The 22,704-nt window shown below is 54.1% G+C and carries 19 protein-coding genes and 1 riboswitch; of the genes, 13 read left to right on the plus strand and 6 right to left on the minus strand.

The window, feature by feature from the left end; genetic code table 11:
- Window positions 1-55: 55 nt before the first annotated feature.
- Window positions 56-194, minus strand: a riboswitch (cyclic di-AMP (ydaO/yuaA leader).
- A 211-nt stretch (window positions 195-405) separates the two neighbouring features.
- Window positions 406-1,239: a hypothetical protein gene (locus NST69_RS31950; RefSeq protein WP_342548063.1), complete on the minus strand. Its 834-nt coding sequence runs from the start codon at window positions 1,237-1,239 to the stop codon at window positions 406-408.
- A 9-nt stretch (window positions 1,240-1,248) separates the two neighbouring features.
- Complete coding sequence (locus NST69_RS31955) at window positions 1,249-3,264, minus strand: M1 family aminopeptidase (RefSeq protein WP_342548064.1); 2,016 nt, start codon at window positions 3,262-3,264, stop codon at window positions 1,249-1,251.
- Window positions 3,265-3,368: 104 nt separating this feature from the next.
- On the opposite strand from NST69_RS31955, the gene NST69_RS31960 reads away from it, so the two are divergent.
- Window positions 3,369-3,875: a YwhD family protein gene (locus NST69_RS31960; protein WP_036724431.1), complete on the plus strand. Its 507-nt coding sequence runs from the start codon at window positions 3,369-3,371 to the stop codon at window positions 3,873-3,875.
- A gap of 94 nt (window positions 3,876-3,969) precedes the next feature.
- Here NST69_RS31960 and NST69_RS31965 read toward each other — a convergent pair whose 3' ends face one another.
- The 3 genes from NST69_RS31965 to NST69_RS31975 form a co-directional block, all read right to left on the minus strand.
- Window positions 3,970-4,452 carry a winged helix-turn-helix transcriptional regulator gene (locus NST69_RS31965; RefSeq protein WP_036724433.1) on the minus strand — a complete coding sequence of 161 codons (483 nt, stop codon included), beginning with the start codon at window positions 4,450-4,452 and terminating at the stop codon, window positions 3,970-3,972.
- A 266-nt stretch (window positions 4,453-4,718) separates the two neighbouring features.
- Window positions 4,719-5,396 carry a DNA-3-methyladenine glycosylase gene (locus tag NST69_RS31970; protein WP_342548065.1) on the minus strand — a complete coding sequence of 226 codons (678 nt, stop codon included), beginning with the start codon at window positions 5,394-5,396 and terminating at the stop codon, window positions 4,719-4,721.
- A gap of 98 nt (window positions 5,397-5,494) precedes the next feature.
- Entirely contained in the window at window positions 5,495-7,567 is a 2,073-nt protein-coding gene (locus NST69_RS31975) for a PBP1A family penicillin-binding protein (protein WP_209879501.1), read from the minus strand.
- Between the two features lie 261 nt (window positions 7,568-7,828).
- On the opposite strand from NST69_RS31975, the gene NST69_RS31980 reads away from it, so the two are divergent.
- The 5 genes from NST69_RS31980 (at window position 7,829) to argS (ending at window position 12,318) form a co-directional block, all read left to right on the plus strand.
- Entirely contained in the window at window positions 7,829-8,686 is an 858-nt protein-coding gene (locus tag NST69_RS31980) for a carbon-nitrogen hydrolase family protein (RefSeq protein ID WP_342548066.1), read from the plus strand.
- A gap of 15 nt (window positions 8,687-8,701) precedes the next feature.
- Window positions 8,702-9,370 carry a GNAT family N-acetyltransferase gene (locus tag NST69_RS31985; RefSeq protein WP_036724441.1) on the plus strand — a complete coding sequence of 223 codons (669 nt, stop codon included), beginning with the start codon at window positions 8,702-8,704 and terminating at the stop codon, window positions 9,368-9,370.
- 38 nt (window positions 9,371-9,408) lie between these two features.
- Complete coding sequence (locus tag NST69_RS31990) at window positions 9,409-10,077, plus strand: hypothetical protein (protein WP_036724443.1); 669 nt, start codon at window positions 9,409-9,411, stop codon at window positions 10,075-10,077.
- A gap of 115 nt (window positions 10,078-10,192) precedes the next feature.
- Window positions 10,193-10,636 (plus strand): DUF1934 domain-containing protein, encoded by a 444-nt coding sequence (locus tag NST69_RS31995; protein ID WP_036724444.1) that lies wholly within the window; start codon window positions 10,193-10,195, stop codon window positions 10,634-10,636.
- Window positions 10,633-12,318, plus strand: coding sequence for an arginine--tRNA ligase (gene argS, locus NST69_RS32000; protein WP_036724447.1), 1,686 nt, complete (start codon window positions 10,633-10,635; stop codon window positions 12,316-12,318). The genes NST69_RS31995 and argS overlap by 4 nt, the downstream gene beginning before the upstream one ends.
- 69 nt (window positions 12,319-12,387) lie before the next feature.
- On the opposite strand, the gene NST69_RS32005 is transcribed toward argS, so the two are convergent.
- Window positions 12,388-13,632 (minus strand): S8 family peptidase, encoded by a 1,245-nt coding sequence (locus NST69_RS32005; RefSeq protein WP_081751108.1) that lies wholly within the window; start codon window positions 13,630-13,632, stop codon window positions 12,388-12,390.
- A gap of 545 nt (window positions 13,633-14,177) precedes the next feature.
- On the opposite strand from NST69_RS32005, the gene rpoE reads away from it, so the two are divergent.
- The 7 genes from rpoE to NST69_RS32040 all read left to right on the plus strand — a co-directional run bounded on the left by rpoE (window position 14,178) and on the right by NST69_RS32040 (window position 22,686).
- Window positions 14,178-14,741, plus strand: coding sequence for a DNA-directed RNA polymerase subunit delta (gene rpoE / locus NST69_RS32010; protein ID WP_036724449.1), 564 nt, complete (start codon window positions 14,178-14,180; stop codon window positions 14,739-14,741).
- A 342-nt stretch (window positions 14,742-15,083) separates the two neighbouring features.
- A complete protein-coding gene (locus NST69_RS32015) occupies window positions 15,084-16,691 on the plus strand; it encodes a CTP synthase (protein ID WP_036724451.1) in 1,608 nt (535 codons plus the stop codon).
- Window positions 16,692-16,983: 292 nt separating this feature from the next.
- On the plus strand, window positions 16,984-17,370 hold the full coding sequence (locus NST69_RS32020) for a response regulator (RefSeq protein ID WP_036698896.1): 387 nt from the start codon (window positions 16,984-16,986) through the stop codon (window positions 17,368-17,370).
- A 205-nt stretch (window positions 17,371-17,575) separates the two neighbouring features.
- On the plus strand, window positions 17,576-18,430 hold the full coding sequence (gene fba, locus NST69_RS32025; protein ID WP_036724454.1) for a class II fructose-1,6-bisphosphate aldolase: 855 nt from the start codon (window positions 17,576-17,578) through the stop codon (window positions 18,428-18,430).
- A gap of 194 nt (window positions 18,431-18,624) precedes the next feature.
- On the plus strand, window positions 18,625-19,878 hold the full coding sequence (locus NST69_RS32030) for a UDP-N-acetylglucosamine 1-carboxyvinyltransferase (protein ID WP_036724455.1): 1,254 nt from the start codon (window positions 18,625-18,627) through the stop codon (window positions 19,876-19,878).
- Between the two features lie 146 nt (window positions 19,879-20,024).
- On the plus strand, window positions 20,025-21,383 hold the full coding sequence (gene rho / locus NST69_RS32035) for a transcription termination factor Rho (RefSeq protein ID WP_036724456.1): 1,359 nt from the start codon (window positions 20,025-20,027) through the stop codon (window positions 21,381-21,383).
- A 25-nt stretch (window positions 21,384-21,408) separates the two neighbouring features.
- A complete protein-coding gene (locus NST69_RS32040) occupies window positions 21,409-22,686 on the plus strand; it encodes a radical SAM protein (protein WP_342548067.1) in 1,278 nt (425 codons plus the stop codon).
- Window positions 22,687-22,704: the final 18 nt, after the last annotated feature.

The raw sequence follows: 22,704 nt of genomic DNA on the forward strand, positions 1-22,704 counted from the left end.
CAAGACCCAGCGCTGCTGCGGTGCATTTTTTCTTGAAATTCTGACTAATCAAAAGATGTACTCCTTCCAGGGCCTGCGAGGTTAGCTTAAGGATTCGGTAGAAGGTTCCCCTATGACCCCTCTAAAGCGAGATCAATTCACCCAAAATATGGTTCCCCCACTTCCCGGTGCAGGGAATTCGGCGTTTTATGCACCAGAACAGTGACTTATCGGTATTGCTTAAATTGCAAGAGTTACGGAATATTTTGCTTGAAAGATTACAACTTTGTTACTACTGGTACAGCCATAATTGTATCAGAGGATTTCCCCTTTTGCAAATGCTTTTGTCCTCCGTTCAAGCAAAAAAGAGTCCTGCTCCCTGATAAGGGGCTGTGACTCTCTTTAGTATGCCGCTTCAGCAGCTTATTATTGTGGAAATGATTTACTGGACCAAAGGTGGTACTGGGCAGCGATTCCCCACATATCGAACAGCGTGGAGGGCAGCGGAGCTGCCTGGCGGACCATAAGGGCCGGCAATCCGGGATAGAACAGAGCAGAGGCGCTGCAGAGCAGAATTACGGCCAGGCTTCCCGCCCCCAGAACGATGGATATACCGATCGAAGGCAGCAGCATCTTCAGGCAGATCAGCAGTGAGGAGAACATGCCGGTACCAGCGGTATAGCCGAATTGCATATAGAGCAGAAGCTTGCGGACAAGGAAGAGATAGAGCAGCCAGCCCAGCACATAAGGCACCAGCTTCAGCAGAAGCTGGACATCGAGAACACCGCTGAGCAGATGACGGTACATACGCGGAAGCAGCCAATAGAGCGGCAGGAGGGTTAGCGCCCATTCGATGAGGCTGAACACCAGCACCGGCAGCCCATATTTTCTCATTCCGGGAAAAAAGAACAGTCCCCGCGCTCCGTCGCGCTCCTGGTGAAGCTCGTGCAGCAGCCCTGCACGGATAAAGGGAGTCACCAGCAGCCTTAGCACTGTCAGCGCAAGCAGCATCCACAGCCAGTGCTGGACGGCGGGGTCGGTGCGCAGCGCGGTCTGCCCCTCGATATAATACAGCAGCCTGCCTATTCCGCTGCCGCCGGCATTCGCATCCGGGTAGCGGAGCAGGACGGGGACAACCGCGCTTTTAATGAATTTGTACAGGAAATATCCCCAGAACAGCCGGTAGATAAATAGCAGAATCAATATATAGAATTGCTCTTTCATGCTGATCCAACCGCGGGCAATTGAACTTTTCACCATTCCTTCACCTCACCAGACAAGAGTTCCGAGCAGGGTTTCAAGCAGAGTTGATGCACTAAGCGTCCAGCGGGAGAGTGTACGCGGCTCAAGCTCCGCCATTCTGAAATTATTAAGATGCCTGCTCTCCAGCAGAATGGAATGCCCCGGATCGATCTCTGCGGAGACCAGCGGCGCTTTATACGCTAACTCAAAGGAAGTAGCCTTACCCTCGCCATTCCAGTATTGCTGCACCGTGTACCCGTCTGCGAAGGTGAATTTCACGGGAACATCGGGGTACAGGCTGCCCTTGTTGCTTACATCAACCACAGCGCTATAGCGGCTCCCCCCGCCGTCACTGTTGTCCCGTCTGACGGTGAGCCTGATATCGTCGACTGCGAAGTCGGGTGCCCCCCCGCTATAGACATACCGCTCAAAATACGTATGCCAGGATTGCTTGGTCACTTTCTCCACAACCTTCTGGAAGTCGGCGGTGGACGGATGCTGGAAGCGGTATTTGCGGGCATAGGCGGCGAGGATGGCATCCATATTCTTGGTCCCGGCGATGCGTTCGATATCCTTCAGCACCAGCTTGCCCCGGATGTATACATTGCGCGTGTAGGCGTCATCACCGGTGTATTTCCAGGTCTCCAGCTTAAGCGGCTGTGAAGAGGAGACCAGGCTGGACTGCAGCGGGAGGCTGGAGACCACACCGTATTCCTGTTCCATCAGCCGGTCTTCGGCATAAGAGGTGAAGCTCTCATCCAGCCAGGCTTCTTCGAATTCATTGCTGGCCACCAGGCCGTAGAAATATTGGTGCCCGATCTCGTGGATGATCGTGCGCTCCAGGGAGGTGCCCGGTGAAGTATCCGTGGCGCCGAAGGCAGTAATCAGGGTCGGATACTCCATTCCTCCGGCCCCGTTGCCGGACTCCGGCGGGACAACAATCGATAAGGTGGAGTAGGGATAAGGGCCGTACCACTTGCTGAATGCCATCAGTGCAGCCTCAGCCGCCTGGAAGTAACGCTCCTGGAGATGCTTATGCAGCGGGTCCAGATAGAGCTTAATTTTCACCCCGGGCACTTGCGGCGCGGAGAAGGCCTTCTCGGCAACCACGAAATCAGGCGATGCCGCCCAGGCGAAGTCGTGGACGTCATCTGCATAGAACTGATAGATCTTGCGCCCCTTCACCACCTTGGCGTCCCTCACCGGGAACCCGGTTGCGGCGACCTTATACTCGGGCGGGACAGAAATCGATACATTGTAAATTCCAAAATCACTGTAGAACTCGGAGTTGCCGTGGTATTGATGCAGGTTCCAGCCTTCTTCCTTGAGTCCTCTTCTGCCGGCAGGCTCATAGACGCTAAGCTTCGGAAACCACTGTCCGGCCATCACGAAGTCGCCAGCGGTTCCCATCCGGGCGAAAATTTTCGGCAGCTTGACCTCGAATTTAAGCCTTACCGTAACGCTCTCGCCGCCGTTCACCGGCTGCGGCAGATGGACCTTGAGCAGTGTTCTGTCATTGACATTGCCGTCGTCCGGCTGTACATATTGGGTGCGCTGCATCAGCGAAATGCCCTCGGAGGTCCGCAAATCTGTCAGGGTAATGCTCCCGTAACCCCCTGCAGGCATGGTGTCACCGCGAAGCGTGCCCCCGGACTCCTTCATGAAGGTGGTGCTGGCGGATGAGAATGCATTGGGATACAGATGAAAGTAGAGCTCCTGGACCGGCTTTGCGCCCGGATGGGTCCAGGTCAGCGTCTCGGAGGCGACCAGGGTCTCCTTATCAGGCAGGAGCTCCACATCCATGTGATATTCAACCACGCGCTGGCTTAAAGCCTCTGTCTCCGATGTGTAGATCGTATCTGAAAGATCGGACTGCACGGGCTGCTGCCGGGGGATAATGGCGGGGGACTTGGCCTCTTTTGGAACAGAGGCAGTCCATACGGCAGGGCTATGCCCTGACAGAAACCATATTCCGCCTCCAAGCAAGGTGAGGACAGCCAGGACTGCGAAGATGAGGGTATACCTTAATGAATGTGGCTTCATACTATGATTCCTCCCGTGACAAGCATCTACGGGATGTATATGTTTGCAATCGCCGCATTATTAGCTAAAATTAAATAATTAGTGAATGGAAAGGATGTGCACATGTGGATAACGTACAACCGGAGGGCAAAAAACAAATTGCCTTGAATATTGTGAACGCCAGAGCCAAGCATAAAGGCTTCGGTGCAGGCTCGATTGATCTGAACAATGTATCGCCTGTCATTATTGATCAGGGCATCGCCGTTATTGATATAGGTGCCATGCATGCCAAGAGCAAAGTGGAGAAGGGAATTAAATTCTCTATGAACCGTGAGGATGTTCCGGCGGGAAGACAGGTATGGGTCGTATGGGTCGCCGTTGACCGTACCCCGGAGGGACAGTTCTACGGCGGAATTACCGCCTGTGAGATGTGGATTGACACCGAAGCGCGGCGCGGCTGGAAGATTCTTGCGGATCATGTCAATAAGCTGGATGCGGCCTTGAAGCGCAAGCTTATTCTGGATGGACTTGGAAGTGCTGAGCGGGCAGCGCTGAAATCCCTGCTGATGGCCCATAATGAAGAGTGGTGGGCCGCTTCGCCTGAGGAGCTGAAAGCTGCGCTATCGGAATAGAAGATCAGGTTATATGCTTCGCCCAAAAATTAAGGCTTGGCCCCAACGGGGCCAAGCCTTATCTGATGTCTAAGCAGGGATGAATGGATAACGGTTACTGCGGATCTGTTCTGCCGGGAGTGTTCAGCTTGCGCTTGAGTTGGCTGACTCTGGCTTGGCTGATGCCGAGAACCTCGGCAAGCTCCTTCTGGTTGGCATAGGGATGATCTTCGATCGCTTTCATAAGACGCAGACTCATTTCTTCGGTCTTGCTTCTCCGTCCCCCGCGGGCTGGCTCGGGATGCTCTTCTGCTGAACTAGGGGAGGCATGGATGGGTTCTGATCCGCGGTCGGGGTCACTAAGCTCCTTCAGACAGGTGTTGCAAATGAACTGATCCTTATAGTAGGTCACATGATCAAGACTTCTGCAAAAGGTGCATTCTGTGGAGGTGTACTTTCGGAGGACGATGATATCCTCATCCAGTATAAAAAATTCGATAGGATCCCCAATGTCAATATTACGTGTCATGCGGATTTCTACGGGAACCACAATTCTTCCGAGACTGTCTAAGCTTCGGATCATGCCTGTATCTTTCATCCCATGTCCCTCATTTACATCTTTATATTTTTTGTAGATATATATGATTATAACAGTAATTGTAAGCTAAGAGAACGGGGGAAGCGTATACAAATTGGGCTATTTATTGTCATTTTATGGGAAGTTTTATCATTTTATGGCGTTTTAAATGTCGAGGACAAGATCACACTAAAAACCTCTCCGCCTGGAAAGTTCCAAGGGAGAGGCTGATTAGGGTTCTCTTATTAATACCCAATATACCACAGCCGAAACAGCGGTATAGGCCTTTAGACCAGCCTGTGGGGCTGTGCCTGCGGATCGCTGACCGAGACATAAGGATTGCCCTTCAGATAGAAGCGCCAGGGGCGCCCGGCATACTCTTCCGCATAAGGAATATTGATGCGCGGGGCCTCGACAATATCCAGGGACTCCGGGTCATCCCCCTGCTCGATGCTCAGCGGGCCTTCCGGCAGATCGAACCTGGTATTGTTAAGACTCTTGTCAATCCGCAGCGCCCGGCACAGCTTGCCCGGCCCGCCCGAGAGATCCGAGGGCTTCCTCACGGCAACTCCTCTATATGCCGCCATAAGCTCGGCATCCCTCTCCGTAAGCGGCTCTACTGCCCGGATCAGAACGGCATGCGGCTCGTCCTGAGCGGCAGTTACGACATTCAGGCAATAGTACATGCCGTAGATCAGGTATACATACACTGCGCCTCCGGCGCTGAACATGACCTCTGTACGGGCGGTCCGGCGGCTGCCATACGCATGGCTGCCTTTATCCTCAGCGCCTCCATAGCTCTCTGTCTCCACAATACGGCAGCGGATGTCCCCGTCTTCTGTGCGGCGGACGAGATGCTGGCCAAGAAGGCGCGGTGCTGCTTCAACTGCCGGGAGCTTGTAGAGCTCAGGCTGGAGCAGCTGTGGCGCGTCCGGATCAACGCCGTCGGAGTGATTCGGCTTCATGAATGGATGACACACCTTCCTGCGGCGGAGTTAGGCGGGCGTACGCCTCTGCCAGTCTCCCCATCGTAACGCAGACAGCGGGGAGCGGCAATCCCCGGTTAGTTCATCCACCAGCGCTTGATATTATTCCATAGGGAATGCTCTTCCTTGACCGGATCGGCAGGTCCGGAAGGATCGGAGCTTCCGGAAGCACCGGGTTCACCGGAGCTATGCTGGTCACAATATGCGGTAGGCTCTGTGCCGCTGATGAAAGTCTCCAGCTTTTTCTCCGGACAGTCTGCTGTAGCCAGCATGCCGGACAGCGGATCGACATATACGCTGACCACGCCATCGGGAATGGGAAAAATCTTCGGCGGCACATTCTCCAGTGCTTTTTCCGTGAATCCGGCAAAGATCGGTGCTGCCCGCCTGCCGTCGGTGGTCGCAATATCGCGGCCCTTATCGTATCCGACCCAGACGGCGGTTGAGAGCTCAGGCGTGAAGCCTACCATCCATCCGTCGGTATCTGTAGTGCCGGTCTTGCCGGCAACCGGACGCTTGATCATCGAGGCCACCCGGTTCCCGGTGCCTCCGCTCTCGAAGACCCCCTCCATCAGCCGGGTTAACACGTAAGCCGCTGCCGGCTCAACCACTGGCTGACCCTCTGGCTGCGGAGCTTCATATAGAAGATGTCCGCCCGCATCCGTGATCTTCAGGACCGCAGTGACCGGCTGCTTCACTCCGCCATTCGCAATCACTGCGAAGGCTGCGGCCATCTCCAGCGGGCTGACAGGCGAGGTTCCAAGCGCCAGAGAAGGAACGCTCTGCAGCGGGCTGTTAATCCCCATGGCGGCCGCCATGGCGGCGACCTTATCTGCCCCGATCTTCATAATAGTATTCACTGCATAGATATTGTCGGACGCGGCAATGGCCTGCCGCATATTAATCTCTCCCAGATATTTATCCCCGAAATTCCGGGGCTGGTACGTCTTGCGGTTGTTATCATAATGGAACAGCGTCGGCTGGCTGTTGAAGACGGACAAGCCGGTCATTTCTTTGGTCGACAGCGCCGCCAAATACATAATCGGCTTAAAGGAAGAGCCGGGCTGGCGCGTCTTCGCCAGCGCATGGTTGAAGGAGCTGGTCCGGTAATTTGTGCCCCCGACCATAGCCTTCACATAGCCGGTACGGGGATCAACGGAGACCAGGGCTGTCTCCAGCTCGCTGCTGTGGTCCATCCCTTGATCCACCGCCGCTTCCGCAGCCTGCTGCATATCCGGGTCAAGCGTTGTATAGACATTCAGCCCGCCCCGGTCCAGCTCGTCACTGCTGATATGCAGGCTGTCGATCACCTGACTGCGCACATAATCGCGGAAATAGGGTGCAGCCACCGTGGTATCCTTTTGACCCTGCGGGCTCAGCTTGAGCTGCTCCTTAGCGGCCTCCTGTGCCTGCGACTCCGTAATATCCCCCGTCTCGACCATGGCAGCCAGGATAATGCCTTGACGCTTCAAGGCGCTGTCCAGATGATTATAAGGAGAATAATAGGTGGGTCCCTTGGGCACTCCGGCCAGCAGGGCGCTCTCCGCCAGATCCAGATCTGCGGCAGCTTTACCGAAATACATCCGGGCCGCAGCCTCGATTCCGTAAGCGCCGTGTCCGTAGTAGATTTCATTTAAATACATATTCAGGATTTCATCCTTAGAGTATTTCATTTCCAGCTGCAGAGTGTATAGCGCTTCCTTGGCCTTGCGGGTCCAGGTCTTCTCATGGGTCAGGTACAGATTGCGCGCGAGCTGCTGGGTTAAGGTGCTGGCCCCTTGCGTGCGTCTGCCCGCCTCCAGATTGGCGAGCACCGCTCTCCCCATGCCTTTCAGATCAAAGCCGATATGATTATAGAATTTCCGGTCCTCCACAGCCAGCGTGGCCTTGATGAGCAGCGGGGAGATCCGGTTAAGCTCAACAGGCTCGCGGCTGCGGCCGTCTGTAGTGAAGGTGGTCATCACATTGCCCCGTGCGTCAAGCAGTCTGGAGCGGACATCATCCCCGAGCGGGGGGAGCGGCTTCTGATATAGGTATCCAAGCAGAGCGCCGGCTGCCAGGAGGAAGAGCAGGGCGGAGACGGCCAGCAGCCGAAAGAGCAGGCGGAAGCGGCGTTTGCGGACTTTGGGTGTGGCAGAATCGCGCGTCATGGTATCAGGCTCCTTCGAATTCAAGCAGTGACACAGGCTGGCCCCGTGAGGGCTGCTGCGGCTTGTATTCCTCATTATGGGAAAGGATGAGAGGAGATATTCACCATTGGCAGAGAAAGCGGAACTTGCCCGACCCGGCGGGGAACTAGGGAGTGTCCTTTAAAAGGACGGCAAAGCCGTTTCTACTTGTGAACGGTTATGGTAAAATTTTAGATACTTATGAAAATGCATGTAACTATCATGCACGGGAGGACTGCCGCCATGGCTTTTCGCGTATCTGCTGTACAATATCATCTGCACACCATCTCCTCCTTCGGGGAGTTTGCTGCCGAGTGTGAGCACTATATCAAGACGGCCGGCGAGTACGGCGCCGAATTTATTCTCTTCCCTGAATTTCTTACGACACAGCTGATGTCGATAGGAGGCGAGGACGGGGAGGCGCTGGGGATTGAGGATCTGCCGCAGTTCACGGACCGTTACCTGGAGATGTTCTCCGGGTACGCGAGGAAGTATGCGGTACACATTATTGGGGGGACCCATGTGCTGCGGCGCAGCGGCAAGCTGTATAATGTAGCCCATCTTTTTTACCCGGACGGAAGAATTGCCGAGCAGGCCAAGCTGCATATTACCCCTGCTGAGGTAGAGGACTGGAATATGGGGGCGGGTGAGGAGCTTCAGGTATTCCAGACAGATCATGGGACCATTGCCATGCTGACCTGCTATGACATTGAATTCCCGGAGATTGTACGCATGGCCCGGGCCAAGGGCGCAGATGTGATCTTCTGCCCGTCCTGCACGGATGACCGCCACGGCTTCCACCGGGTACGGTATACAAGCCACGCGCGGGCTATCGAGAATCAAGTCTACGTGGTGCTGACCGGGACCGTAGGCTCCTTGCCTACCGTTGATCTGATGCGGGCCAACTTCGGCCAGGCGGCGATTATCACACCCAATGACATTCCGTTCCCTCCGCAGGGTCTGCTGGCCGAAGGAGAGATCAACAACGATATGATCATCACCGCCGATCTGGATCTGGAGCTGCTGTATCGCGTCCGGGAACACGGGTCTGTAACCACGTGGCGTGACCGCCGCACTGATCTGTACACCGACTGGACGTAAGGGGGAGACTAACGGATGTATTATAAGAAGTTCTACGCTCTGGACGGCAAGACGCCGGTGCCTGCGGTGATCCGTTCCTATACGGAAGCTGACTTCACCGAGCTGATCACGATTCAGTCCGAGGCGTTCCCGCCGCCTTATCCTGCGGAGCTGTGGTGGAACCGGGAGCAGCTGCTGAATCACGTGACACTTTTTCCGGAAGGGGCCTTATGTGTAGAGGTGGCCGGGGAGCTGGCCGGATCGGTTACCGGATTTCTGATGAATTTCGACCCGGAGGCGCCGGCGCATCATCATACGTGGTCAGAGGTTACGGCAGACGGTTATCTCACTACGCATCAGCCGGGCGGGAACACGCTGTATATCGCGGATTTGTGTGTCCGTCCCGGGTACCGCAAGCTGGGTCTGGGCAAGGAGCTGGTCCAGTCGTTATACCATGTGGTCGTGCAGCAGAAGCTGGAGCGGCTGCTGGGAGCGGGCCGGATGCCGGGCTATCACCGGGTGGCCGGGCAGATGACAGCGGAAGAGTATCTGGCCGGGGTTATCGCCGGAAGCTGGTCTGATCCGGTGATTACTTTTCTGCTGCGGTGCGGCCGGTCTCCCGTTCGTGTGGTCGCAGGTTATCTGGAGGACGAGGAATCAGGGAATTACGCAGCGCTGATGGAATGGCGGAATCCTTTTCAATAAATGAATACAGCCTATCACTTGGAGGAGATCCCTTGACTATGGATTATAGAAGAATTACAGATATTGCCGACCCGTTGTTCAGAGAGGTGCATCAGCTGCTGTCGGATGTATTTCCGCCCGAGGAAGTGCTGGAGTACAGCTTGTGGAAGGAGCCGCTTGCCGATCCGGGAATACGCGTGTTCGCTGCGGTGCATGAAGGGAAGGTTGTAGGCACTACGGAATACCGTTACTATGCCGACTGGAATGTAGCGATGACCGATTTCACCATCATTGGCCGGGAAGGGCTGGGCATTGGCCGTTTTCTGGCGCGTCAACGCTTGAAGGACCTGGAGAAGCTGGCGGCTGAGAATCACACGGAGCTGCTGGGGATGTTCGCTGAGATCTATGATCCGTACCGTGTGGGATATGATTTTGGCGGAATTAAGCCGATGGACCCGTACGTCCGCCGTGAAGTTCTGTCGCATTTGGGCTATAAAAGAATAGATATTCCCTATGTCCACCCTTCCTGGCAGGGAGATGGCGAGGCCGTGTCCGGTCTGGACCTCTGCTTCATGCCCGGAGATGAGGAGCTGGAGAGCCTCGCGGCGCCGCTGGTGGCCGATTTCCTGACCCGTTATTACGCCGTGCTGGAGGACAAGCCGGAAGCCTGGACATCGATGATCAGCCAGCTTCGCGGCAGGGAGAGTGTGGCATTATTGCCGCTGTGAGGGCCAGGGCAGATGAAAAAGCGATTGAAATGCCCTCCTGATCTGGATATAGTGTACAATGGGAAAGCGAATATGACCTCTATGATTACAAGTACGAATAAGCGGGGAACATGTGATGACTGAAGGACCGCAAGGCAAATACGGCGTTTCGGTAACGCTGGAGAGTGTGCAGGGCACAGAGCGTAGTGTGGTACATGCTGCAGGAGAGGCTATTGCCAAGGGGCAGGCGCTGTACATCATTTATGAAGAGCAGCAGACCGCGCCCGAAGGCGCAGCAGTTGTGGTACGCAACACACTGAAGATTTCAGAGGGCAGAATCAAGCTTATCCGCCATGGCGCTGTCCAGTCGGAGCAGTCCTTTGAGCTGGGGCAACCGCTGCCCGGATTCTACCGCTCGCCTTATACACAGTTCAATCTCACCACAGACACGAAGACACTGGACATCAAGCGCGAAGGAAGATCGCTTGCCGTTTCATGGGAATATGATCTCTACGTATACGGGGAAATATCAGGACAGTTCGCTATAAGTTTGAATATACAGGAGGAACCACAATCATGACACAATCTTTAAATCCGCTCCAGCTTGCCCATGAACGGGTGAAGGAGGCCATCGCCGATGCGGTAGTAGCCGCAGGTCTGGTGTCCCGCGAAGAGCTGCCGGCCATTGTGCTGGAAGTACCGAAGGACAAGGCCCATGGAGATATGGCTACGAATGCTGCGATGCAGCTGACCAAGATTGCTAAGCGTAACCCCCGGCAGATCGCCGAGGCGATTATAGAGCATCTGGATACGGGCCGCGCTTCTATTGAGAAGGCGGAGATTGCCGGACCGGGCTTCATTAACTTCACTTTGTCCAAAAGCTATCTCTACCCCGTGATCGCACTTGTGGCCGAGCAGGGTGACGGTTATGGCCGTGTGAACATAGGCCAGGGCAAGCGTGTAGAAATGGAGTTCGTCAGCGCGAACCCTACCGGCAGCCTTCATCTGGGACATGCCCGCGGGGCTGCGGTCGGCGATGCCCTGTGCAACGTGCTGGATTATGCCGGCTACAACGTGACCCGGGAATACTACATTAATGATGCCGGCAACCAGGTCGCCAATCTGTGCAAATCCATCGAGACCCGGTACCTGCAGGAGCTGGGCCAGCCGGCCGAGATGCCGGAGGACGGTTATCATGGAGAGGACATCAAGGGCTTCGCCAAGGAGCTGGTGGCGGAGAAGGGCGATTCCCTGCTGGCTATGACACCAGGCGACCGGGCGGCATTCTTCCGTACCTACGGGCTTGCCAAGGAGCTGGACAAAATCAAACGCGACCTCAGCCGGTTCCGGGTTAACTTCGATATCTGGTTCAGTGAAACCTCCCTCTATGAGAACGGAGAAGTGCTACGTTCACTGGATGAGCTCCGCGAGCGCGGAGAAGTCTATGAGAAGGAAGGCGCCACCTGGCTTGCGACCACCAAATACGGCGATGATAAAGACCGCGTGCTGATCAAGAACGATGGCACGTATACGTACCTCACGCCGGATATCGCCTATCACAGCGACAAATACGGCCGCGGCTACGACACGATGATCAACATCTGGGGAGCCGACCACCACGGCTACATCCCACGGATGAAGGCGGCCATGGCGGCGCTCGGCAATGATCCCGAGAAGCTCGTAGTGCTGATCGCCCAGATGGTCAGCCTGTTCCAGGACGGCGAGAAGGTCAAGATGTCCAAGCGTACCGGCAAAGCCGTGACGATGGAAGACCTGATGGAGGAAGTCGGAATCGACGCAATCCGTTACTTCTTCACCATGCGCAGCATGGATTCGCATCTGGACTTTGACATGGATCTGGCGATTTCGACATCCAATGAGAACCCTGTATTCTATGTACAATACGCACATGCGCGGATTTGCAGCATATTCCGCCAAGCGGAGGAGCAAGGGATTGTAGTGCCGGATGCAGCCCAGATTGATTACAGCAAGCTGACTGCCGTACATGAATATGATCTGCTCCGCAAAATCGGTGAACTGCCTGCGGAGATTACCATTGCCGCCGAGGGCTATGCACCGCACCGCCTGGTCCGCTATGTATACGACCTGGCTTCGCTGTTCCACAGCTACTACAAGGCAGAGCGCGTAATCACTGAGGATGCCGCTCAGACAGTAGCCCGCCTTGCCCTGCTGGGCGCTGCACGGACGGCCATTGCCAATGTCCTGCGGCTGGTTGGTGTTACCGCACCGGACCGGATGTAACTATACTTGGAAAGCGCCGCCCCTATTTTCTGGGGGCGGCGCTTTTTGATCTCATTATGCCACTGTACCTTACGCCTTTGCCGCAGCAGCGGCCTTCGCTCCGCTGCCGCTTCCGCCGCTGCCACCGGCTCCGCTGCCTGCGGCGCTAGCGGCGCTGCCGCTGCCGCGCCGGGCCCGGATGCCTACGCGCAGCAGCCGCAGCGCATCGGCCGCGCCGCCTCCCAGCGATGCGCGGCGCTGGCCCTTACGCAGCCGCACCGGCGAGGCGGTGCGGCGCAAGAGCAGCTTCAGCTCGCGGGGCGACAGCCCCGGCCGCAGCGCGAGCAGCAGGGCCGCGGCACCGGTGACATGCGAGGTCGCCATGGAGGTGCCGCTCATTTCCTTGTACCCCTCCCGCAGCCAGCAGGAGGGGATGCCCTCGCCCGGACCGTACACATCGATGTACGGTCCGCGGTTGCTGAAGGCTGCGACGCGCTGCCTTCTGTCAAGGGCGCCTACGGCAATCGTCTCCGGATAGCGCGCGGGGTAATCCCCGCCGCGCTTGCCGTCGTTGCCGGCGGAAGCGATGATGGCAATCCCGGCCCGGTAGGCCTTGATCACCACATCATGCAGAGCCTTGCTCCGGTTCCTCATCCCGAAGCTCATGTTAATGATATCGATTTTGTTCTGTACGCACCAATCGATGCCAAGGACAATATCCGACACATAAGCGGAGCCGTTGTGGTCGAAGGCCTTGACCGGATAGAGCAGCGCCCGGGGGGCTACGCCCATCATGTTGCGCGCGCCCCCGGCCGCCGCCAGGGTGCCGGCAATATGTGTGCCGTGGCCGTTGTCATCCAGCGGCATCATGCCGCGGTTCAGCAGGTTGACCCCGGAGGCCAGAGAATGCCGGAGATCGGGGTGGCGGAAATCGACGCCCGTATCGATGACGCCGATCTTCACATGGACGCCGGTCGATCTGGACCAGGCCTGCGGAGCACGGATGGCCCTGATCCCCCAGGGCATCAGGGCGGAACCGCTTTTGTCCGCCAGGGGCGAGTGAACCTTAATCCGGTGGTCTTCTTCTATACTGAGGGAATCTGCATAACGGTCCATCAGCCGCTCTGCTCCGGCGGCGGGCACGAAAAAAGCCCGGATCAGCGTAGAGACCTGAACCTGCCGCAGGCCAGGCTTTTTACTCTTCAGAGATTTCCACTGCGACAAGGCGCCGGCATACATGCGGGGGTCGTTGAAGGTCACAATGTGCCGTGGTGCACTTTTGGAGGCAGCCTTCATTTCTTCAAGCAGCATCTGCCAAAATCCGTAATAATCCATAGGTTACGCCGTCCCCTCCTCGGTGCCGTGCTGCCATATTGTATGAAAGGGGGATGGCGTCCGAATGGGAACTTGCCCTTTTTTAACGAAATAGGCTGCCCATCGTGTCAAAAGGCTGGAGTTTACATAAAATAAACAGAGGGAACCGCGAGGCGCCCTGCAACATCCCGTAAGGAGCCGATCCTTGGCGTGGATACAGTCATGCGCGGAGGGGTAACCCCTCCGCCTTTTTGGGAAAAATATAAGAAATTATAGGTTTCACACGATAATTTATCCTTCTATTTCCCGATGAAACGGTACCGTCCTTTAATTAGGACAGTAAAGCCGTTTCCACTTGTATAAGTCTCAACATGCTCATCCCATTTATTGCCCTGTCCAGGCGGACAAGCTTTCTTCCAGCGGCAGGACCGCAGAATCTGTTTCCCTGATCTTGCTGCAATAGACTTGCAATTTACCCGCAAATAGGTTTTACTTAGTTTTGTTAATGGATATCATGAATGAAGCATGATTGAATGTGAACAATGCGTGAGAGGAAGTGTCCTTTAGTGAGTACGCCACTCAATTTAAAGCTGGACCCTGAGAAAGTAAAAGAAATGCCGATGGTAGACCTGGCCTTCCTGGTGCTTAAGGCAGCCAATACGCCTTACTACTACCGTGATCTGATGGTGGAGGTTGCCAAGCTGCGCGGGTTGACCGATCAAGAGAGCCAAGATACGATCGCCCAGCTATATACCGAGATTAATATTGACGGACGTTTTGCCTGTGTCGGAACCAACCTGTGGGGGTTGAAGCGCTGGTACCCGCTCGAACGCTCCGATGACCCTGTCGGCAACACCAAGCGTGTGCGGATTATCAACGACGAAGACGACGATCTGGAAGATGACGACTTCACTGATGAAGAAGAGAATTATGCTGCCGAGGAAGAGGATTTCGATGCGATTGACGAAGATCGCGACGACCTCTATTCCGACGACGACAGCGAAGAGGAAGTTGACGAAGATGTGGTCATCGATGAAGACGACATTGACGAAGACGAATCGGATGATGAAGATTCCGAAGACGGCGAAGAAGACGATGCCGACGATGAGGACGAGGAAGATAAATTTTAGAACAGTCTTTGCAGCGCGCAATTCCTCCCTTGACAGGGGCGGGACGCTCAGAGTAAACTATTGCATGGGCTTATAATGAAAGTTAATATTGTTTTCTAAAATAAAAAGTGCCCCGGGTCTACGGGTGTCACTTTTTTGTTTTTTTACAAGATAAGAAGGAATAGGCTTCGCTTAATTTGTATGCCAAGAAGCTGCGGTTTTCCGCGATTTCCAGGCTGCCGGCCTTGAATTTTGGCGGGTGGAAGCAACTTTCGGGTTCCCCGGTTGGATGATGGAAAAAAGGGATACGATAAGGGGCAAGCGTCCCCTGAATTTCTGGACTTTATTTAGGAGGGTTTTACAGTGACAAAGTATATTTTCGTAACGGGTGGCGTTGTGTCTTCCCTTGGCAAAGGCATTACCGCTGCTTCGCTGGGCAGACTGCTCAAGAACAGAGGGCTCAAGGTAACGATCCAGAAATTCGATCCTTACATTAACGTGGACCCGGGAACAATGAGTCCTTATCAGCACGGGGAAGTATTCGTGACCGATGACGGCGCGGAGACCGACCTCGACCTTGGGCATTACGAGCGGTTTATTGACATTAACCTGTCCAAGAACAGCAACGTAACCACAGGCAAAATCTATTCCTCAGTCATCAGCAAAGAACGCCGCGGGGAATACTTAGGGGGAACCGTACAGGTTATCCCGCATATTACGAACGAAATCAAGGAACGCGTCTTCCGTGCAGGCCGTGAGACCGGCTCCGATGTAGTCATTACCGAAATCGGCGGCACCGTGGGCGACATCGAGAGTCTGCCGTTCATGGAAGCCATCCGTCAGATCAAGAGCGACATCGGCCGGGAGAATGTCATGTACATTCACGTAACCCTGATTCCTTATATCAAAGCAGCCGGAGAAGTGAAAACAAAGCCGACCCAGCACAGTGTCAAGGAGCTGCGCAGCATCGGGATTCAGCCCAATGTGATCGTATGCCGTACGGAATATCCGCTCACCGACGATATGAAAGCCAAGCTGGCTCTGTTCTGTGATATTGATGCGAACGCCGTTGTGGAATGCCGCGATGCCTCGACGCTCTATGAAGTGCCGCTGAATCTGCGCGACGAAGGTCTGGATGAGATTGTCGTCAATCATTTGAAGCTGACCACTCCTGCACCGGATATGCGCGAATGGGAGAGCATGCTGGAGCGGATTCAGAAGCTGGAGCGTACCGTTGAGATTGCTATCGTCGGCAAGTATGTGGCGCTGCACGATGCTTACCTGAGCGTGGTTGAATCCTTGTCCCATGCCGGATTTGCCTCCAATGCCGAAGTGAAGCTCCGGTGGGTTGATGCAGAGCTGGTGACGGATGAGAATGTGGACGAGCTGCTGGGCGGCATCGGGGGTATTCTGGTTCCAGGCGGCTTCGGTGACCGGGGAATCGAAGGCAAGATCTCGGCCATCCGCTATGCGCGGGAGCAGTCCATTCCGTTCTTCGGCATTTGCCTGGGAATGCAGGTGTCTGTCATCGAGTACGGCCGTTCCATGCTGGGACTGGCAGGAGCGAACAGCTCCGAGATCGATCCTGCGACTCCGCATCCGCTGATTGACCTTCTGCCAGAGCAGAAGGATATCGAAGATATGGGCGGCACGATGCGCCTCGGCCTGTATCCTTGCAAGCTTTTGCCGGATTCCCTGGCTATGTCCTGCTATGACGATGAGCTGGTCTACGAACGTCACCGTCACCGGTATGAATTCAATAATGCTTACCGTGATGAGATGGAGAAGGCAGGTCTGGTTATTTCGGGAACCTCCCCTGACGGACGTCTGGTGGAGATTGTGGAGCTGCCGGGTCATCCGTGGTTCCTGTCCGTGCAGTTCCATCCGGAATTCACTTCCCGTCCGAATCGTCCGCAGCCGCTGTTCCGTGAATTTGTCAAAGCCTCGCTTACACATTCCGAGCAAATGTAACTATAGAATGAATAGGCCAGACAGGCCTGTGAGAGCTCCCGGTACGGGGGCTTTCTTTTTGACAAAACACCCTTTGCACAATAGCTCCCGGAATGCAAGGGGACTGTATTCCCGCTTTTTCGCCGGAATTCCTCCTTTATATGGCATAGATTTACGCATTTTAGCCAATTAGCAGGATTTTGGCTGCAAAGCACGAATAATAGGTTTCGTATAGACTAAGTTGAAGCGGGGCCGTTAGCTGTTGAGAGGGCGCGGTATGGACAATCTGCCTTAAACTCTGGGAGGGTAACGTATGGAAAAGAAAAAAGTGTTAATCGTCGACGATCAGAATGGAATCCGGATTCTTCTCATGGAAGTATTCAATAGTGAAGGTTATGCCACCTTTCAGGCAGCTAACGGGAAATTGGCGCTGGACATTGTCAGGAACGAATCGCCGGATATGGTTTTGCTGGATATGAAAATTCCGGGGATGGACGGACTCGAGATTCTCAAGCATCTGAAGGAGCTTAATCCGGCGATCAAGGTCATTATGATGACGGCCTACGGAGAGCTGGACATGATTAAGGAAGCGACCAAACTGGGAGCCCTGATGCATTTTACCAAGCCGTTTGATATCGATGAGATGCGTGTTGCCGTCAATATGCACCTGCACAACAAATCAGTAGATCAATGCAGCTAGCTTAGAAATTATAGTTTGGGGACATCCTGTTATGGATACGCTAAAATGAGCAAATGGTCCGCCGGCAAAGGGTTGGCTGAATATCGTCCCGCCGGGACATTTTTTTGTGTATCCTATTTAGTATTTAACACAGGATGTGCTATAATAGGCCTGTATGTGATGTCGGCTTATATAAGCAACCCAATATTTTAGGAGGATTGAAACCATGCCATTAGTATCTATGACAGACATGTTGACCAAAGCACTTGAAGGAAAATATGCAGTTGGCCAGTTCAACATCAATAACCTGGAGTGGACGCAAGCGATTCTTGGTGCAGCAGAAGAAGAGAAGTCACCGGTAATCCTTGGCGTATCCGAAGGCGCAGCTCGTCACATGGGCGGCTTTTACACAGTAGTTAAGATGGTTGAAGGTCTTATTCATGACATGAAAATCACCGTTCCTGTAGCCATCCACTTGGACCACGGTTCAAGCTTTGACAAATGTAAAGAAGCTATCGATGCCGGATTTACTTCCGTAATGATCGACGGCTCCCACCACCCGATTGATCATAACATTGAGATGACCAAGAAGGTTGTTGACTATGCTCACGCTAAAGGTGTTTCTGTAGAAGCAGAAGTTGGTACTGTAGGCGGACAGGAAGATGACGTTATCGGCGGCATCCAATACGCTGACCTTAACGAATGCGTACGCATTGTTAAAGAAACAGGCATCGACACTCTGGCTCCTGCACTGGGTTCCGTACACGGTCCTTACCTGGGCGAACCAAACCTTGGATTCAAGGAAATGGAAGAAATCCGCGATGCAGTTAACCTTCCGCTTGTACTTCACGGCGGTACTGGAATCCCGGTACATGACATTCAGAAATCCATCTCCCTGGGTACTTCCAAGATCAACGTTAACACTGAGAACCAAATCGCGTTCGCTAAGGTTGTCCGCGAAGTTCTTGCTGCTAAGCCGGATGCTTACGATCCGCGTACATTCATCGCACCGGGCCGCGATGCTATCAAGCAGACTGTTATCGGCAAAATCCGCGAATTCGGATCCAGCAACAAAGCCTAATTACCCTGCCGCATAACGTTTTTCCGCACAAGCTATTTCGTTTTCCTCAGAAACGGGTGCCGTCCTTCAGGTAAGGGCGGCGCAGCCGTTTCTTCTTCTAATCACCAATCACAAGCAGTCCTTATGTCACCTTAAGCCACAACTGGTATTGCCACAACAAGCTGCAATACACGTAGGGGGAACCAGATAAATTTATGGAAAAATTAATGATTGGCGGCGGACGTCCGCTAGAGGGCGTTGTTACCATCAGCGGAGCAAAGAATAGCGCCATTGCGCTTATTCCTGCAGCCATTTTGGCGGAGTCTGAAGTTGTGCTGGATAATTTGCCTGCGCTTAGTGATGTTGCCGTTTACTCCGAGATTCTGGAGGAGCTTGGCGCGAGCGTGTCATGGACAGGCAGCCAAATGAGAATTAATCCCTCCCGTATCGTATCCATTCCCATGCCTAACGGACCGGTGAAGAAGCTCCGGGCCTCTTATTATATGATGGGCGCACTTTTGGGCCGGTTTAAGGAAGCGACCATTGGATTACCCGGCGGCTGTAATTTTGAGCCCCGTCCGATTGACCAGCATATCAAAGGCTTTGAGGCGCTTGGTGCGACTGTTACCAATGACCATGGCTCGATTCACCTGTATGCCAAAGAACTGCGCGGTGCCAAGATCTATCTGGATGTATCCAGTGTCGGCGCCACTATTAACATTATGCTCGCGGCCTCCCGTGCCAAAGGCTCTACAATTATTGAAAATGCGGCTAAAGAGCCTGAGATTATAGATGTAGCTACCCTGCTCAACTCCATGGGCGCTGTTATTAAGGGCGCCGGTACCGAAACAATACGGATTGAAGGCGTAGACGAAATGCACGGTTGCCGACATTCGATTATTCCTGACCGTATTCAGGCTGGAACTTACATGATTGCCGCAGCGGCTACGCGGGGCAATGTCTTAATTGATAACGTGATTCCCAAGCATCTGGAGGCGCTCACTGCCAAGCTGCTGGAAATGGGAGTTGACATAGAAGAACTGGATGAGAGTATCCGGGTGATCGGCAAGGCCAAGTACCAGCACGCGGATGTCAAGGCGCTGATCTATCCCGGTTTCGCGACCGATCTGCAATCTCCAATGACGAGCATGCTGACTCAGGCTGAAGGCGTTAGCGTCCTGAGCGATTTCGTCTACAGTAACCGGTTCAAGCATGTTCCTGAATTGGTCCGCATGGGCGCTAAGATTCGTGTAGAGGGACGTTCCGCTATCATTGAAGGCGGCCGGCTCAATGCAGCCAAGGTGAAGGCTGCCGACCTCCGTGCAGGCGCAGCGCTGGTGATTGCCGGTCTTACTGTTGAAGAAGGTATCACCGAAGTGACAGGTGTAGAGTATATTGACCGCGGTTATGACAACCTCGTAAGTAATCTTCGCAGTCTGGGAGCCGATGTCTGGCGCGAGAACGAATAATGAGAATACCCGGATTGGCAAGGGCAGAAATTGGCTGCTTAAATGCATATCTCCTTCCAATTCGGGTAATCCTATCCTAATAAGCATTTTCATAGACTCATAGTTTAGAACTCATCATACACAAATTGAATAGGTGGTTATAGCACATGGATCTTCAAATTTCCGATCTGGAAGAAATGAAGCTTACCGATCTGTATAAGCTCGCCAAGAAATACCAGATTCCTTATTACGGAACGCTTAAGAAGCGGGAGTTAATCTTCGCTATTCTTAGAGCACAGGCAGAGCAGAGCGGTCTAATGTTTATGGAAGGCGTGCTTGAGATTCTGCCGGAAGGCTATGGCTTCCTTCGGCCGATTAACTACTTGCCGAGTGCGGAGGATATCTATATCTCTGCATCGCAGATCCGCAAGTTCGACCTTAGAAGCGGTGACCTGGTCTCCGGGAAATGCCGGACGCCGAAGGAGAACGAACGCTATTTCGGACTCTTGCAGGTGAATGCCGTCAACGGCGAGAACCCGGCAACTGCAGCTGAACGGTTACATTTTCCGGCGCTTACGCCGCTTTATCCGCAAGATAAGCTGCCGCTCGAAACATCCCCAACTCATTTATCGACCCGTATCATGGATTTGCTTGCTCCTGTAGGTCTGGGGCAGCGCGGTTTGATTGTAGCACCTCCCAAAGCAGGGAAGACGCTCCTCCTCAAAGAAATTGCCAACAGTATCTCTACGAACAATCCCGAGATTGCACTATTTGTTCTGCTGATCGATGAACGTCCCGAGGAAGTAACAGATATGCAGCGTTCGGTAAAAGGTGAGGTAGTGGCTTCGACATTTGACGAGCTGCCGGAGAATCATATTAAAGTGGCAGAGCTTGTACTTCAGCGCGCGCTGCGTCTGGTAGAGCACAAGAAGGATGTCGTTATTCTGCTGGATAGCATTACCCGTCTTGCCCGTGCCTACAATCTCGTAGTTCCGCCATCCGGCCGGACACTTAGCGGAGGGATTGATCCTGCCGCGTTCCATCGGCCTAAGCGTTTCTTCGGTTCCGCACGTAACGTGGAGGAGGGCGGCAGCTTAACTATTCTTGCCACCGCACTGATTGATACCGGCTCACGGATGGATGATATTATTTATGAGGAATTCAAGGGTACAGGGAACATGGAGCTCCATCTGGACCGTAAGCTGGCTGAACGCCGGATCTTCCCGGCAATTGATATCCGCCGTTCGGGTACGCGCCGTGAAGAAGTATTGCTTAGCAAGGAAGAGCTGGATACCATCTGGTCGATCCGTAAAAATATGAATGAATCCTATGACTTCGTAGAAGGATTCCTGAAGAAGCTGCGTGACAGCAAGACGAATGCGGAGTTCCTGGCCTCCTTCGATGTGGCTGGAGGCAAGGATTCCTCGTCAGCAAGCGGTACGGCCAGCAAAGGCGGTACCTCGAACAGTGGCTCGTCTGCCCGCCGCACCACGCGTCCCAAGGCGCCTACTGTGCCGACTACCTGAGAATAGATAACAAGAGGAGAATAACATGTATTTGGTATATGCCGACGAACAAGGAAACGTATATGATCATCCCGAGCTGTATGCCCTGGCCCGCAGTGGCGATATGATCGTTGAGATACTGGAGGAAGAGCTGGTTCCGCTGCCTGAGGGGGCCACGCTGGTCGGGCTCCCGAGCACCCGGGCGATTGGGATGAATCCGGAGACCGGCGAGATGCTGCCCCTGCCGGCAGGTTCGCAGGCTGTCGGAGCCTTGCTGCCGCAGGGATACACCCGCCTGTGCCTTCCCGGTTACGTCAAGACAGACAAGACCTACAAGCTTCCGCTCTTCGGATATTCCGCTGTAGTATGGAAGGACGGCGGATTCTATGTGGCGGCTGATCTTACGGATGATCCGGAGCAGTGGAACCCGCTTAACTGCGACCGGGACGATGTGAAGACCGGTGTGGGCGAACTGACTGCCAAATACCCGGAGAACCGTCTGTATAATCACTTGTCCAACTGCGCGCTGGAATATGAATGCTTAACCTCGTCCAATACCTTCCTCGGCCGCTGGGAAGGCGCTGTTCCGGTCTCATACTCCTGCAACGCCGGCTGCTTCGGGTGTATCTCTGAACAGCCCGATGACAGCGGGTTTGTGTCTCCGCAGACACGGATGAGCTTCCGTCCGGCAGTGAACGAAGTATCGCAAGTGATGCTGGAGCACCTGAAGACGCCGGAATCCATTGTCAGCTTTGGACAGGGCTGTGAAGGTGAGCCTTCTACGCAGGCGAAGCTGATTATTGAATCTATCCGTGAAGTCCGGTCCATTACGGATATGGGCTATATCAATATTAACACCAATGCCGGCTTAAGCGATCATATCCGCGGCATTGTCGATGCCGGTCTTGATCTGATGCGGGTTAGTACCATCAGTGCGCTGGATGACCATTATAACGCCTATTACAAGCCTCGCGGGTATACGCTGGCTAACGTGGAGAAGTCGCTGAAGTACGCTGCCTCACAAGGCGTATACACCTCCATTAACTATTTGATTTTCCCGGGGGTTACAGACCGTGAGGAAGAGATTGAAGCGATGGTGGAGTTCGTCAGACGTACAGATCTTAAGCTCATTCAGATGCGTAATCTCAATATTGACCCGGAGAGCTATCTGGAGCTTATTCCCCCTGCACGGGGTGAGATCCTTGGCATGAAGACCATGCTGGAGATCTTCCGTGAGGAGCTCCCGGAGGTTGTGATTGGTTCCTTTACCCATGTCCCCCCTGCTGAGCTGGCCCGTGCCAAGCAGCGCAGAGTGCAGCTTTAGGCCTTATTATTTTAAGAA

This window comes from Paenibacillus sp. FSL P2-0089, from assembly GCF_038595095.1.
GTDB lineage: Bacteria > Bacillota > Bacilli > Paenibacillales > Paenibacillaceae > Paenibacillus_AQ > Paenibacillus_AQ silagei.

Coding starts and splice junctions, on each gene's coding strand:
- NST69_RS31995 (WP_036724444.1), top strand. CDS start 10,193: ATGACTGAAGGACCGCAAGGCAAATACGGCGTTTCGGTAACGCTGGAG.
- NST69_RS32005 (WP_081751108.1), bottom strand. CDS start 13,632: ATGGATTATTACGGATTTTGGCAGATGCTGCTTGAAGAAATGAAGGCT.
- NST69_RS32040 (WP_342548067.1), top strand. CDS start 21,409: ATGTATTTGGTATATGCCGACGAACAAGGAAACGTATATGATCATCCC.
- rho (WP_036724456.1), top strand. CDS start 20,025: ATGGATCTTCAAATTTCCGATCTGGAAGAAATGAAGCTTACCGATCTG.
- NST69_RS31980 (WP_342548066.1), top strand. CDS start 7,829: ATGGCTTTTCGCGTATCTGCTGTACAATATCATCTGCACACCATCTCC.
- argS (WP_036724447.1), top strand. CDS start 10,633: ATGACACAATCTTTAAATCCGCTCCAGCTTGCCCATGAACGGGTGAAG.
- fba (WP_036724454.1), top strand. CDS start 17,576: ATGCCATTAGTATCTATGACAGACATGTTGACCAAAGCACTTGAAGGA.
- NST69_RS31975 (WP_209879501.1), bottom strand. CDS start 7,567: ATGACGCGCGATTCTGCCACACCCAAAGTCCGCAAACGCCGCTTCCGC.
- NST69_RS32030 (WP_036724455.1), top strand. CDS start 18,625: ATGGAAAAATTAATGATTGGCGGCGGACGTCCGCTAGAGGGCGTTGTT.
- NST69_RS31985 (WP_036724441.1), top strand. CDS start 8,702: ATGTATTATAAGAAGTTCTACGCTCTGGACGGCAAGACGCCGGTGCCT.
- NST69_RS31965 (WP_036724433.1), bottom strand. CDS start 4,452: ATGAAAGATACAGGCATGATCCGAAGCTTAGACAGTCTCGGAAGAATT.
- NST69_RS31950 (WP_342548063.1), bottom strand. CDS start 1,239: ATGGTGAAAAGTTCAATTGCCCGCGGTTGGATCAGCATGAAAGAGCAA.
- NST69_RS32020 (WP_036698896.1), top strand. CDS start 16,984: ATGGAAAAGAAAAAAGTGTTAATCGTCGACGATCAGAATGGAATCCGG.
- NST69_RS31955 (WP_342548064.1), bottom strand. CDS start 3,264: ATGAAGCCACATTCATTAAGGTATACCCTCATCTTCGCAGTCCTGGCT.
- NST69_RS31990 (WP_036724443.1), top strand. CDS start 9,409: ATGGATTATAGAAGAATTACAGATATTGCCGACCCGTTGTTCAGAGAG.
- NST69_RS31970 (WP_342548065.1), bottom strand. CDS start 5,396: ATGAAGCCGAATCACTCCGACGGCGTTGATCCGGACGCGCCACAGCTG.